General features: G+C 48.4%; 11 protein-coding genes. 7 read left to right on the top strand and 4 right to left on the bottom strand.

All coding sequences use genetic code 11. From position 1 onward, the window contains the following. Positions 1-11 precede the first annotated feature (11 nt). The 3 genes from grpE (at position 12) to dnaJ (ending at position 3,706) form a co-directional block, all read left to right on the top strand. Entirely contained in the window at positions 12-539 is a 528-nt protein-coding gene (gene grpE / locus C8D98_RS01335) for a nucleotide exchange factor GrpE (protein WP_132871326.1), read from the top strand. 29 nt (positions 540-568) lie between these two features. After that, positions 569-2,494 (top strand): molecular chaperone DnaK, encoded by a 1,926-nt coding sequence (gene dnaK, locus C8D98_RS01330; RefSeq protein ID WP_132871325.1) that lies wholly within the window; start codon positions 569-571, stop codon positions 2,492-2,494. A 93-nt stretch (positions 2,495-2,587) separates the two neighbouring features. Further along, positions 2,588-3,706 (top strand): molecular chaperone DnaJ, encoded by a 1,119-nt coding sequence (gene dnaJ, locus C8D98_RS01325; RefSeq protein ID WP_132871323.1) that lies wholly within the window; start codon positions 2,588-2,590, stop codon positions 3,704-3,706. 73 nt (positions 3,707-3,779) lie between these two features. Here dnaJ and C8D98_RS01320 read toward each other — a convergent pair whose 3' ends face one another. Further along, positions 3,780-4,289, bottom strand: coding sequence for an FUSC family protein (locus tag C8D98_RS01320; RefSeq protein WP_132871321.1), 510 nt, complete (start codon positions 4,287-4,289; stop codon positions 3,780-3,782). A gap of 151 nt (positions 4,290-4,440) precedes the next feature. On the opposite strand from C8D98_RS01320, the gene argH reads away from it, so the two are divergent. The 4 genes from argH (at position 4,441) to C8D98_RS01300 (ending at position 9,529) form a co-directional block, all read left to right on the top strand. Continuing rightward, positions 4,441-5,826, top strand: coding sequence for an argininosuccinate lyase (gene argH / locus C8D98_RS01315; protein ID WP_132871319.1), 1,386 nt, complete (start codon positions 4,441-4,443; stop codon positions 5,824-5,826). Continuing rightward, positions 5,813-6,688, top strand: coding sequence for a hypothetical protein (locus C8D98_RS01310; RefSeq protein ID WP_132871318.1), 876 nt, complete (start codon positions 5,813-5,815; stop codon positions 6,686-6,688). The genes argH and C8D98_RS01310 overlap by 14 nt, the downstream gene beginning before the upstream one ends. Then, positions 6,688-8,028 (top strand): ribosome biogenesis GTPase Der, encoded by a 1,341-nt coding sequence (der, locus tag C8D98_RS01305; protein WP_132871316.1) that lies wholly within the window; start codon positions 6,688-6,690, stop codon positions 8,026-8,028. Before C8D98_RS01310 ends, der begins: the two co-directional genes overlap by 1 nt. A gap of 190 nt (positions 8,029-8,218) precedes the next feature. Continuing rightward, the gene (locus C8D98_RS01300) at positions 8,219-9,529 is read left to right on the top strand and encodes a pyridoxal phosphate-dependent aminotransferase (RefSeq protein WP_132871314.1); all 1,311 of its coding nucleotides are present in this window, start codon (positions 8,219-8,221) and stop codon (positions 9,527-9,529) included. Positions 9,530-9,560: 31 nt separating this feature from the next. Here C8D98_RS01300 and C8D98_RS01295 read toward each other — a convergent pair whose 3' ends face one another. From C8D98_RS01295 to C8D98_RS01285, 3 genes are all read right to left on the bottom strand, one after another. Beyond that, positions 9,561-10,829 (bottom strand): diguanylate cyclase, encoded by a 1,269-nt coding sequence (locus C8D98_RS01295; protein ID WP_132871312.1) that lies wholly within the window; start codon positions 10,827-10,829, stop codon positions 9,561-9,563. A 69-nt stretch (positions 10,830-10,898) separates the two neighbouring features. Then, complete coding sequence (locus C8D98_RS01290; protein WP_243640918.1) at positions 10,899-13,148, bottom strand: hybrid sensor histidine kinase/response regulator; 2,250 nt, start codon at positions 13,146-13,148, stop codon at positions 10,899-10,901. 58 nt (positions 13,149-13,206) lie between these two features. Beyond that, on the bottom strand, positions 13,207-13,998 hold the full coding sequence (locus C8D98_RS01285) for an IclR family transcriptional regulator (protein ID WP_132871308.1): 792 nt from the start codon (positions 13,996-13,998) through the stop codon (positions 13,207-13,209). Positions 13,999-14,050: the final 52 nt, after the last annotated feature.

Here is a 14,050-nt window from a genome sequence, read left to right as displayed (position 1 = left end):
AGAGGATATAAATGGAAGAGATGGAAAACAAAGAGCAGCAGGCTCAGGAAGAGACACCAAAAGACGAACTGACCCTTCTGCGTGAGCAGAACGAGCGTCTGACCGAAGCACTGGCGGAGGCAAAGGACAGCGAACTGCGCTCTCTGGCCGAGATGGACAACGTGCGCAAGAGGCTCACAAAGGAGTTTGACGACAGGCTGAAATATTCGAACCTGAACCTTATCTCCGCACTGTTCCCCGTTATGGACAACTTTGAAATGGCTCTCAGCCATATATCCGGCGACAACCCCGTAGAGGCCCTGAAAGAGGGCGTTCAGCTGACACTGAAACAGATGAGCGAAACCCTTGAAAAATACGGGCTTAAAGAGATTGAGCTGAACGTGGGTGACGATTTCAACCCCCAGTTCCACGAGGCTCTGATGGTTGACTGCGACGAGAACTATGACGACAATAAAGTCCTGATGGTGCTTCAGAAAGGATATTCCCTCCACGGAAGAGTGGTTCGCCCCTCCAAAGTGAAGGTCAACAAAAGGAAATAAGTTAAAGATATATAGTCTAGGAGGACAAAATGGCTACATCCAAAAAGGTTATCGGTATTGACCTTGGAACCACAAACTCATGCGTAAGCATTATGGAGGGCGGACAGCCTAAAGTTATCGCCAACTCCGAAGGTGCACTCACTACGCCTTCAGTTGTGGCTTTCACCGATTCCGACAGACTTGTCGGCATGCTTGCAAAAAGACAGGCAATAACCAATCCCGAAAACACAATTTTCTCCATCAAGCGTCTCATCGGACGCAAATCTGATGCCCCCGAAGTGGCAAAAGCTAAAAAAGTGCTTCCCTACCAGATAGTCGGCTCAGACAACAACGATGCATGGGTCGAAGTTAAAGGCAAAAAATACGCTCCTCAGGAAGTCTCTGCGATGATCCTTCAGAAACTGAAATCAACCGCTGAAGACTACCTCGGCGAAACAGTTACAGATGCTGTTATCACAGTTCCCGCCTACTTCAACGATGCACAGCGTCAGGCAACTAAGGACGCGGGCAAGATCGCAGGTCTTAACGTTCTGCGTATCATCAACGAGCCCACAGCGGCAGCCCTTGCATATGGTCTGGACAAAAAGCACGATGAAAAGATCGCAGTATACGACCTTGGCGGCGGTACTTTCGATATTTCAATCCTTGAGCTGGGCGACGGCGTTTTCGAAGTTAAATCTACCAACGGCGATACATTCCTCGGCGGTGACGACTTTGATATGCGTGTTGTCGAGTGGCTGGTGGACGAGTTCAAAAAATCCAACGCAATTGACCTGCGCAACGACAAAATGGCTCTTCAGCGTCTGAAAGAAGCTGCAGAAAAAGCCAAGCACGAGCTCTCTTCCGCAGGGGAAACAGAGATCAACCTGCCCTTCATCACAGCTGACGCATCAGGCCCCAAACACCTTGTTGTTAAGCTTTCCAGAGCTAAGTTCGAGTCTCTGGTAATGGATCTGGTTGTAAACTCCCTTGAGCCTTGCAAAAAAGCTCTTCAGGATGCCGGCCTTTCTGCAAGCCAGATCGACGAGGTTATCCTTGTCGGCGGTATGACCCGTATGCCTCTGGTTCAGCAGAAGGTTAAAGAATTTTTCGGCAAAGAGCCCCACAGAGGAATCAACCCCGATGAGGTTGTTGCTGTCGGTGCGGCCATTCAGGGTGCGGTTCTTGCGGGTGACGTTAAAGACGTTCTTCTGCTCGACGTAACGCCTCTGTCACTGGGTATCGAGACTCTGGGCGGCGTTATGACCAAAATAATCCCCAGAAACACAACAATACCCGCACGTCAGAGCCAGACCTTCACAACTGCGGCTGACAGCCAGACATCTGTTACCATCAGCGTGCTTCAGGGCGAGCGTGAGATGGCTAACGACAACAAACACATCGGACGTTTCGATCTGGTAGGCATCCCCGCTGCTCCCAGAGGAGTTCCTCAGATCGAAGTTACTTTCGACATAGACGCAAACGGTATTCTCCATGTTTCCGCAAAAGATCAGGGAACAGGCAAAGAGCAGTCAATCCGCATCACTCCTTCAAGCGGTCTTTCCGACGAGGAGATCAACAAGATGGTCAAGGATGCAGAGCTGAACGCCGATGCAGATAAGAAGAAAAAAGAGGTTGTTGAAGCCAGAAATCAGGCCGACACACTCGTATATTCCACAGAAAAATCTCTGGCAGAGCACGGCGACAAGGTCGACGCTCAGACCAAAGAAGCCATAGAAAAGGCTCTGGCAGACCTGAAAGAGAAATCTGCGGGCGACGATGCGGCTGCTATCAATGCGGCAATCGAAGAGCTTACAAAATCTGCCCACAAACTGGCTGAAGAGATTTACAAAGCCGCTCAGGCAAGCCAGCAGGAAGCGCAGTCTCCCGACGGCGCAGAGCACGCTCACCAGCACAAAGGCGGTGACGACGTTGTGGATGCGGAGTTCGAAGAAGTTAAAGACGAAAAGAAATAATTTTCCTTCAAAGGGGGCTGGTAAATATTTAGCAGCCCCTTTATTATGTCTTTCATCACCTCATACAGGTAAACAAGATCGGGAGCAAAAATCTTGGCTAAAGACTACTATGAACTTCTGGGCGTAAACAAAAACGCCACAGAAACAGAACTCAAAAAAGCATACAGAAAACTCGCCATGCAGTATCACCCTGACAGAAACCAGGGGAACAAAGAGGCTGAGGAAAAATTCCGTGAAATAAACGAAGCCTACTCTGTTCTGTCCGACGGCACAAAACGTGCGCAGTATGACCAGTACGGCAGGGTGTTCGACGATAAGAACGGCGGATTCGGCGGAGGAGGCGGTTTCAGCAACGAAACCATCTTTGAGGACTTCTTCGGCGACGTTTTCGGCGATTTCTTCGGCACCACAGGCAACACAAGACGCAAACGCAGACCCCAGAAGGGCACAAACATACAGATGAGCCTCGAAATATCTTTCGAAGAGGCTGCTTTCGGATGCGAAAAGGAACTGAACGTTCCCAAAACGGAGAACTGCGCAAGATGTGACGGCTCCGGAGCGGAACCCGGCGCAATGGAAACATGTCACACATGCCACGGCTCCGGAACAATCCAGCGCAGACAGGGACTTTTTGCCATCAGCACCCCCTGCGGCACATGCGGCGGAACAGGCCAGATAATTAAAGAACTCTGCAAAGAGTGCAGAGGCGAGGGAACCAAGCGTGTCTCCACCCGTCTGAACGTAAAAGTTCCTGCGGGCATAGAGGACGGAATGACAATGCGCCTCTCCGGCAAGGGCAACTCCGGCATAAACGGCGGTCCTGCGGGGGATCTTTTCATAGAGGTCACAGTCATTCCGCACAAGCTTTTCAAAAGGGAAGGGCGGGAGATATACATGGAACTCCCCATCTCTTTCGTTGATGCAATTCTCGGGAAATCCATCGAAGTGCCCACCATAAACGGTGCGGAGAAAATAACTATAAAAGCGGGTTCCCAGCCCGGCGACAAGATCGTGCTGAAAGGCAAAGGTCTGCCGGATGTTCAGGGAATCGGCATAGGCAATATGAACATTGAGCTTAAGGTGCTTCTGCCCACACAGCTTTCAAAAGACCAGAAAGACCTGCTGGAGCAGTTCGAAGCCACAGTCACCGAAGAGACCTATCATTCACAGAAGTCTCTCTGGGACAGAATGAAGGAATTCTTTGCAGGATAAATAAATCGGTCACTCTGAGCACCTTGTGCAAAGAGTCTCACAGCAAACTGAAAAAGGCGGCTTTCAGGCCGCCTTATCTATGTTCAAGTCTCCTTTCCTTAGGCATACGCATGAACGGGCTTCTGGGCCCTATGGCGCTGACAAGCAGAGCCGCACATATCCCCGTTGAAACCTCTATAATCCTGTCCACACCGATCCGCCATGCCACCTCGTTGTGGTTCATCAGCATTATTATCGCAAAGGTAACTCCGCCAAGCCTGTAGGCACTGACAGTGAGCCTGAGAAGTGCGCATACTATCCCCAGCACAAACACCGACAGACCGAACATCAGGGTGCTGACCTCTGTAAAAACAGCCGAATATGCACCTGCGAACAGAGCACCTATCACAGTGCCTATCAGCCTGTGCTTTGATGTATCCCATGCCTGACCGAGGGTCGACTGCATCACGATGATGGCCGATATCGGCGCCCAGTAAAACTCCGCCAGTCCGAGCAGCTTGGCGCAGAACAGAGCGATCGTTACCGCCGCCGCAGTCCAGAATGCATGGTTGATCCAATTGACATTAATAATTTTTCTAATCATAAAATAATCACCTTCCGTCTATTTAACATCATAATATATTTATTTCTTTTTTCAATAAGCTAAACAGGCGGACATTCGTTAAGTTTTATCTGGATTAATTGACGTAAATTCCCTATTATGTAAAGTTCGAGAGCAAAAGGAGAGAGAAAGTATGTCTGAAAAAATGTGGTCCGGCCGTTTCACACTGCCCACTGATAAATTTGTGGAAGAGTTCAACGCATCCATCCACTTTGACAAAAGATTCTATAAATATGACATAAAGGGCAGTATAGCCCATGCGCAGATGCTTGGCAAGCAGGGGATAATCTCCTCGCAGGACGTTCAGGACATCGAAAGGGGACTGGCACAGGTTCTGGAAGAGATCGAGAGCGGCAAGTTCGAGTTTCTCACTCAGGATGAGGATATCCACATGGCTGTGGAAAAACGTCTCACACAGCTCATTGGCGATGCCGGAAAGCGTCTTCACACAGGCAGAAGCAGAAACGACCAGGTCGCAGTGGACTTCCGCATGTATCTCAAGGCTGAGATTCAGGAAGTTCTGGCTCTTATAAACAATCTGCTCGGAACAATAATAAACAAGGCCGAAAAGAACATAGATGTGTATATGCCGGGGTTCACACACCTGCAGACCGCACAGCCTATCCTTTTTGCTCAATACATAATGGCCTATTTCCAGATGCTTAAAAGGGACTACGGCAGGTTTGCCGACTGTCTGGAGCGTATGGACTACAGCCCTCTGGGTTCAGGCGCACTTGCCGGAACAACTTTCCCCATCGACAGACACTTCACCGCTGAAAAACTGGGCTTTAAAGCTCCCACAGAGAACACTCTGGACTCGGTGAGCGACAGAGACTTTGCGATAGAGTTTCTCTCCGCATGCTCAATCTGTCAGATGCATCTTTCCAGATTCTCCGAGGAACTGATAATCTACTCCACATCGGAGTTCGCATTCATAGAGCTTTCAGACGACTTCTGCACAGGCTCCAGCATTATGCCTCAGAAAAAGAATCCGGACATGCCGGAGCTTATCAGGGGCAAGACCGGAAGGGTTTACGGAAGCCTTATCAGCATGCTCACAACCATGAAGGGACTTCCCCTTGCATACAACAAAGATATGCAGGAGGACAAGGAGCCTGTTTTCGATGCTGTGGACACAATCAAAGCTTCGCTGAAGATCTTCGCGCCCATGGTGGAGAAGATGACCCTTCTCACCCCGAAAATGGTAAAGGCCGCAACAGCAGGCTATTCCACAGCAACTGACTACGCCGATTACCTTGTGCGCAAAGGCGTTCCCTTCAGGGAATCCCACCACATCGTCGGTTCAACCGTTGCCTATGCAATTCAGAAAGGTGTGGACATCAGCGAACTTACACTGGATGAGTTCAAAAGATTTTCAAATGTGATAGAATCTGACATATACGGCTCAATAACCCTTGAAGCCTCCGTAAACGCCAGAAAGGCATACGGCGGCACAGCAAGATCAGCTGTTGAGACCCAGATTAAGAACGGCAGGAATTTTTTAGATGAGATACGTTAGCATTCTGCTTCTTTCCCTTTTTGTGCTGAGTGCGTGCGGAAAGCGCACGGAACCCGTGCCGAAATCCGTGCTGTTCGACATGACTCCCCCCGCAAAGGTTGTTGTGTCCGTTACGGATGAGGGCGTCCGCATAGAAAATCAGGAAGCCGAGAAACTCAAGATAGAGAAAGGGGTTTCGGAAGGGGAGGAGTGCTCTGTTTTCACCAGACTGGTGACCATTGACCCGAAATCGGTCTATGTCGACACCGAAGTTCAGGCAGGAACCAGATATTTCTACCGTCTGCGTAAGAAATCCATCAAATACGGCGTTCTTTCAGAACCCTATATGGCAAAAGTGGTTTACGCAAAACCCATGAAGATAAATTCCGCCGACTACAAAAAAGACGGCGATTTTTATACAGTGACAATAGTCACGCAGGACAATTTCACCCGTTTCGATGCATATTCAGGCGGAAAGACCATCGCACAGACCGGAGGAAAGACCCTCAGATTCACCGCAGGCGATGTTAAGGACAACGCTTTCACCCTCATCCTCACAGACTATGAGGGCAACAAAGGCATTCCCTATGAAGTCGCTGTCCCCGTTGAAAAAACCCTTATGCCGCCCGCAGCCGTTGCAACAGTCAGCGTGCTGAACATCGGCAGGGATATTCGCATCGTATGGACAGATTCGGAAAGAGCACAGAGCTACAATGTGAAAGCGTGTGTAAATGTTTCATGTGAAACTTTTTCCACACAAGCAACATCAGTGGCATACCCTAAACAGATAAAGAGCTGTCTGGACATATCTGTTACCGCTGTCAACGCCGACGGCGAGTCCGCACCAAAAAAGATACGCTACTGCAAACCGGAAGAGGAATAATGTTTACTATAGGAATAATAGGCCGCCCCAACGTGGGCAAATCCACCCTGTTCAACAGGCTGGCAGGAAAAAAGATAGCAATCGTTGACGATATGCCCGGTGTTACCCGGGACAGAATAGAGTTTGTCACCGACTGGGCGGGATACCGCTTCGCAATTGTTGACACCGCCGGGTTCGACCTCAAGGAAGAACTGCTGAAAAAGGAGATGCAGGCTCAGTTCATGCACGGACTGAGAGAGGCTGATTTCTTCATCCTTATGACAGACGGAGTAGAGGGTGTACACCCGCTGGACGAGATAGTTATCGATCTTCTCCGCCAGACAGGCAAGCCCTTTCAGGTGGCTGTGAACAAAGTGGACACGGACGCCAAAGAGACACTCACATACGACTTTTACCGCCTTGGTGTTGACGAAGTAATCGGCATAAGCGCATCTCACGGTCGTAACGTTGACGAACTTCTGGACAAGGTTGTGACCTTCATTCCCGATGACCACGACAAAACTGACCCCTATGAGGGCAGAATCAAGCTCATCGTCACAGGAAGACCCAACGTGGGCAAGTCCAGCATGATAAACAAATGGCTGGGACAGGACAGGCTGATAGTCACACCCATCCCTGGCACGACCCGTGATGCGGTTGACACCTTCTTTGAATATGACGGACAGAAATATGTCCTCATCGACACCGCAGGTATCCGTAAAAAGAAGATAATGTTCAAGGACAAGATAGAGAAATACGGCTATCACCGCTGGGAGGACGCTGTTGAGCGTGCGGACATTGCCGTGTGTATTATAGATGCGGATGAAGGACTTACCGACAGAGACGTTAAAGTTATCGCCGACAACTGGGAATCAGGCAGACCTGTCATTCTCGTTGCCAACAAGTGGGATCTCATTGAGAATAAGGACGAAAAGGCCAAAGACTTCTTTAAGGACATTGACCATCACCTCCAGTTCCTCAACAAGCCTACGCTGATATACACGTCCACACTGACGGGCAAGAACATCTTTAAGGTGTTTGATGCGGCAAAGGCCTTGTATAAGGAATACTCAAAGCGTATCACCACCCATAAGCTTCAGGAGGTTCTGGAAGAGGCTATCCAGCGCCACCAGCCCCCTGTAACCCGCAACCGCAGAGTTAAGTTCTACTTCATAACTCAGGTGGGAACATGCCCCCCGGAGTTCGTAATATTCGTAAACTATCCGGATGCTGTCCACTTCTCTTACCAGAGATTCATTGTGAACATCATTCGTGCGCACCACGGATTTGACGGAGTACCCATCAAAGTTCACTATCGTCAGAGAGGGGAATCTAAAAACACGCCCATTGGCGAGTATTAATTTTCAGCATATATTCATTTTCTGCTAGCTTTCTACGATAACTTATATTAATAAGGAAAACCGCAAAATCCGGCAATTACGGGTTTTGCGGTTTAACTGCCTTTAGAACCATCGGAATTAACTCTTTTTGCGTCGCAACATAAAGAGTTCGGGGGCGGGAGACCGCCTTAATAAAACTTGAAGGTGTTATATGCGTTATGACCTGGCTAAGAGCGGAAACGGCCTGACCTATGAAATCCGCAATATTGTCAACGTTGCTAAAATTCTTGAGCAGCACGGAGTCGAAATATGTTATGAAAACATCGGCGACCCTGTGGCGAAAGGCGAGATCATCCCCGACTGGATGAAGGACACCATCGCAGATCTGGTCAGGAACAACAACATGTCCTTTGCCTACTGCCCCACCAGAGGCGACTACGACGTAAGGGAGTTCCTTGCGGAAAGAACTAACGCCAGAGGCGGAGTTCAGATCACTAAAGACGATATTATCTTTTTCAACGGACTTGGCGACGCAATAGCACGAGCGTATAGCTCAATCAGAGTGGATGCGAGGGTAATGCTGCCCGAGCCGACCTACTCAACACACCTTCTGGCGGAAGTTCTGCACGCATCTTTTCCGCCTAACACTTATAGAATGAACCCCTACAACAACTGGGCACCCGATCTCAATGAGCTTGAGAAGAAGGTCGAAAGCCATAAGTCCATCGTGGGCATTCTTGTTATCAACCCCGACAACCCCACAGGCTATGTCCACACTGAGGACGACCTGAGACGTATAGTAAAAATGGCGAAAGAGCACGACCTGATGCTCATTTTTGACGAAATCTACCTGAACATGGTATACAACGGCAAAAAGACAATCGCCCTTTCCGACATCATCGGCGACGTTCCCGGAATTTCCATGAAGGGTATCTCAAAAGAATTCCCCTGGCCGGGCGCACGCTGCGGCTGGATCGAAGTTTACAACGCAGACAAGGATGAGGCTTTCAAACGCTTCGTAGATGCCATCCTGAACCAGAAGATGGCTGAGGTCTGCTCGACTACTCTTCCCCAGATGTCCATTCCCCACATCATGCAGCATGAGATGTACAACTCATATCTCACTGAAAGGCTTAAGCACTACGAGAAACTCTCCAACATAGCCTACAACATGCTGAAAGACTGCCCCTATGTGGTAGTAAACCGCTCAAACGGAGCTTTCTACATGTCTGTTGTGTTCAATGAAGCGGTGCTGAACAAGAACCAGAAGCTGCATATTGAGCTGAAAGAGGTTCGTGACGTGGTTGAGAAGATAACCGAAGACAAGAGCAGCCATGACAAACGCTTTGTTTACTATCTGCTGGGCGCAACCGGCATCTGCGTTGTCCCGCTGACATCCTTCTTCACTTCCACACCCGGCTTCCGTATGACTCTGCTTGAAAAGAACGTTGAGAAGTTCGAACAGACGGTTAAAACCATCAAAGACAAGATAGTTGAATACGTTGAATCCGGATCCTGCTAAACAGTAAAGGGGGTCTTTCGACCCCCTTTTTTTATTCGGATATAGTATTTCTTCCGGCACCTTTCGCCCTGAACAGAGCATCATCCGCAAACCGTATCAGATCTTCCTCCGACCAGTCCGCACCGAACTGCACAACGCCGAAACTGCACGTTATGTTCTCATCTATATTGGAGAAATCATTAGCCGATATTGAATCCCTGAGCTTCTCAGCCAGTCTCAATGCACCTTCCAGACCTACTTCCGGAGTCATTACGATAAACTCCTCTCCACCGTATCTGGCAAAAACATCCGTTGTCCTTATGTTGGCAGAAACATGAGCGGCAAGTTCTTTCAGAATCCTGTCTCCGGCCTGAAACCCGTATCTCCCGTTCAGGTCGCCGAATCTGTCTATGTCGAACATTATAGCAGAAAGCTTTGTTCCGTAGCGTCTGCTTCTGATGACCTCTCTGGAAAGCTCCTCGTTGAATTTCTGTCTGTTGAAAACCTCTGTCAGAGGGTCTTTCATGGCCAGATTATGGAAGAATTTCTTCTGAAGCTCCATAACGGCCACATCTGTGAATGATATGGCAAAACCGTCCTCATCCTCTATCCTGTTGACCCTTGCGATGAACGATCTGGCATCACTTTTCAGAAGGTCACGGCGGATAAGGCTGACAACAGTCTCATATCCGTCGATACGGCTTATCTTTTTGAGCCACAAAGGGAAGGGGACAGGGTTTTCGCTGTGGCGGTTTTCCACAACCTCAACATTGCTTCCGTCCATCTCTTCAAGGCTGCTGTTGCCGAAAAACTCCAGAAGAGTGTTGTTCATATAGCTTATACCGTCAGCACTGCCCACCAGATACATCTCTCTTGATGAATCCAGAACCTTTTTAAGCAGAGTTTTGTTTCTGGTCTCCGCTCTCAGTCGTTTCAGCTTCTCTGCGGCCAGCACCATATGTTTTTTCATGGTTTTAAGGTTCACAGGTTTCATCAGATAGCATTCGACACCCGCCTCAATGGATCCGGCAAGCATCTTTTCGTCCCTATGACCGCTTATTATCATTACCGGAGTGTCAGGGCTGATATTTTTGATATCCCTTGCCAGCTCAATTCCGCTGGAATAGGGGAGAACCGATTCTGTTATGATTATGTCGGGGCTGTTTTTAACAAAGAAATCTATGGCCTCTTCGGCTGTGGGCAGAATAGTAAGTTTTTGCAGGACACTTTTGAACGTGAACCTGACCGCCTCCGCAATATCGGGATCATCTTCAACATACAGAACGGAAAGATTTTTCAGAGACTCGGTCTTGACGGTCATTTTCTCCCACTCACAAATCAATGCATAGCAGGATTATACCACAAAATACACACTAGGCAAATTTATTTGCTAGTTTTTTTGAATAAGCTGTTCAATTCGTTTAATCAGCTCTTTTACAAGAAGGGGCTTCAGAAGAACAACGTGGTCCTTTTCATCGAAATTGTCCCTTTTATGTGTCTCACCGACATAGCCGGTGGTGAATATCATCTTAACATCTGGATTTATTCCGCTCATCTGCGCATAGGCCTCTATGCCGTCCATAACAGGCATAACGATATCGCTGATAACAAGGTCTATGCTGTTGTGCCTCTCTTTATATATCTCAACCCCGTCACGTCCGTTGGCAGCCTCGATAACTCGGTATCCGTAGGCATCCAGAGCGTTCATCAGACTGTCCCTCACCATCTTTTCATCTTCAATGAGAAGAATTACGGCGCTTCTGGTGGACTTGACCTCTGTCTCTTCTTTAAGAGTCTCCGGTTTTTTCTCTGTAACAGGCAGTTTTATTATAAACTCGGTTCCTACGCCGAGTTCGCTCTGACATTCTATAAGGCCGTTGTGTCTGGCGATTATATCGCTGACTATATACAGACCGAGGCCTGTACCCTTGCCTTCGTCCTTGGTGGTGTAGAAGGGCTCGAATATCTTCTTGAGCTTCTTCTCTTCAATTCCGCTTCCGTTGTCCCTGACCTTTATGACGGCATATTCCTTGAACCCTCCGCCCGCCTCCTTGCTGCTTATCATAAGCCTGTCGGTGGATATGGTCAGAATCCCCTCTTTTGAAACGGCATCCCTTGCGTTTGTGGCAAGATTTATTATCACCTGCTCAAGCTGAACAGGATCACCGACTATATTTATCTCTTCCGGAGAAAGCTCCTTATGTATCTCCAGCTTGTTACCTATCACCATTGAAAGGAACCCGCTGACGGTGTTCACCAGTTCGTTAACGTTTAAAACCCTGTCCGCCTGCATCTGTTTTCGTGAGAAGTTCAGCAGATTCTGCGTAAGGCTCTTTGCTCTGATGGTCAGATCTATTATCCTGTCAACATACATGAAAAGATTGCTTTCCGTGTCCATCTTCCGCTTCATTATGGATGCGAATCCGCCGATGGCCGTGAGCATATTTGTAAAGTCGTGGGCAATTCCGCTGGTCAGCTCACCAACCGTCTCCATCTTCTGCGCATGCATCAGCTGGCTCTTTATACGGATGCGCTCGGTTATATCCTCTTCAACGATGACTATATTCTGCAGTTCGCTCTTCTCGTCCATAACTGGTGACACTGAACCGAGAACGATATGCGTCTCCCCGTCTTTGCCCAGCCTGTTATATTCTCCAACCCAGCTCTGCCCCTTTGAGCAGTTCTGCAGCGCCTGCCTGAAATCGTCCGTTTTGCTGTTGTTTATTATGCTGTCGTGGATGTCTGACCCCACGGATTCCGTAAGGCTCTTTCCCGACAGCGTGCAGTATGCCTTGTTCACATAGAAGATTCTGAAGTCTTTATCTGTTATGATCACCGAGGATGCGCTTGCGTCTATGGCTTTGTTAAGGATCATCGCCTGCTGTTTCGCAGACTCTTTTTCAGTTATGTCGTGGATAATTCCCAGAATGGCCGTCTTTCCATCCGTTTTAACCGACTGGAAAACTGCCTCCGCCGGATACACTGTTCCGTCCTTTCTTTTCATGCGGGTATAAAAAGTTTTGCGTGTTTTGTTCCTGTCCCACCCGCTCATGAAACCCAGCGGCATGACATCCATCATGATGTCGTTCATGGACAGTTCCTTCAGCTCATCAGTAGAATGCCTCAGATTCTGCACAGCTTTTCTGTTGGCAAAATTGATTTTCAGGGTAATCCCGTCCAGAACGTAAATTTCGTCTTCTGCCGCATTTATTATGTTCTGAAGCTCCTTGATCTCCTGTCTCGCTTTTCGTCCCGCTGTGACCTCGCTATAGGTCTTCGCTTCACGGCCTATGACAGGGCATAAACGCAAAAGATTATCCGTTAGGATATAATCAGCGGCACCCATGCCGATATATTTTGCAGCAAGCTCCTGTTTGTCTCTTTTTGTGATTATGATGAGGGGAAGGTCTTTGTCGATTGATTTAAGGATTGCCAGCGCCTGGGTTATATACACTTCGCCAAGGCTTAGATCCGCAATGGCTGCCATGACTTTTCCGGCCAGCAGTTTTTCGGAGAAAGAGCTAAGGTCGCTGGTGCTTTCGATCTCAGTATGTTGGCAGGCAGTTTTAAGATTAACCTGCACATCACTGCATAGCTGATTGTCTGCTGTCAGAAAAATTATCGATGTCCGGGTTGTCATTTCCAAATAATAACCTGCGCACCCTCCCGAAAGAGGGTGCAGCATTCATTGTCGTTGTTTACTCGTCGTCCGTAAGCTCTCTGTATCCGAATTTTTTGGAGAGAACCCTTGCGGCTTCAAGCACCATAGGGGCAACACTGTCCCTTATGGATTCCATGGGCATCCTTTCCGCCGGTGCGGAAACACTGATGCCTGCGATAACGTTGCCCATAAAGTCTTTTATGGGTGCGCCTACACAGCGGACTCCAAGCTCATACTCTTCGTTGTCTATGGCATATCCGTTGCGTTTTATCTCATCCAGCTCATCTCTGAGCTGATCAAAATTCTTTATGCTGTTGGTGGTTATCTTTCTGAACTCGCCGGAATAAAGCTTTTCAAGCTCCATAGGGTCATAGAAGGCCAGCTGAGCCTTGCCTGTTGCAGTTGCATAAGCGGGACCTACGTTTCCTATTCTGGGCAGAACTCGCACAGACTGCTCTGTTTCCACCACGTTCAGATACACAACGTTTCCGTCACGCAGAACGCTTATATATGCAGATTCGCTGGTGTCGTTCTTAAGCTGCTGGAGAACCTGAATGGATATCTCTATAAGGTTCAGCTTGTTGATATATGCCTGTGAAATCTGGAATGTTTTCACACCCAGACGGAAGTTTCCGGTATATCTGTTGTGTTCGACATATCCGAGCATTTCCAGCGTTGCCAGAAGCTTGTTAACGTTGCTTCTGGTCAGGTTGAGCGTCGACACCACATCCGTTATACTGAGCTCGTTGTCGCTGTCTCCGAGAAGCTCAAGTATATCAATGGCATTACTCACCGCCTGCACAGCATATTCAGATTTTTCCCTTTTCATCCCTGTCTCCGTATGCTTAATGCATAACATTGTACTATTTTATGACTAATTT

The organism is Seleniivibrio woodruffii (genome assembly GCF_004339245.1).
GTDB lineage: Bacteria > Chrysiogenota > Deferribacteres > Deferribacterales > Geovibrionaceae > Seleniivibrio > Seleniivibrio woodruffii.
This window is presented reverse-complemented; position numbering and strand designations above follow the sequence as displayed.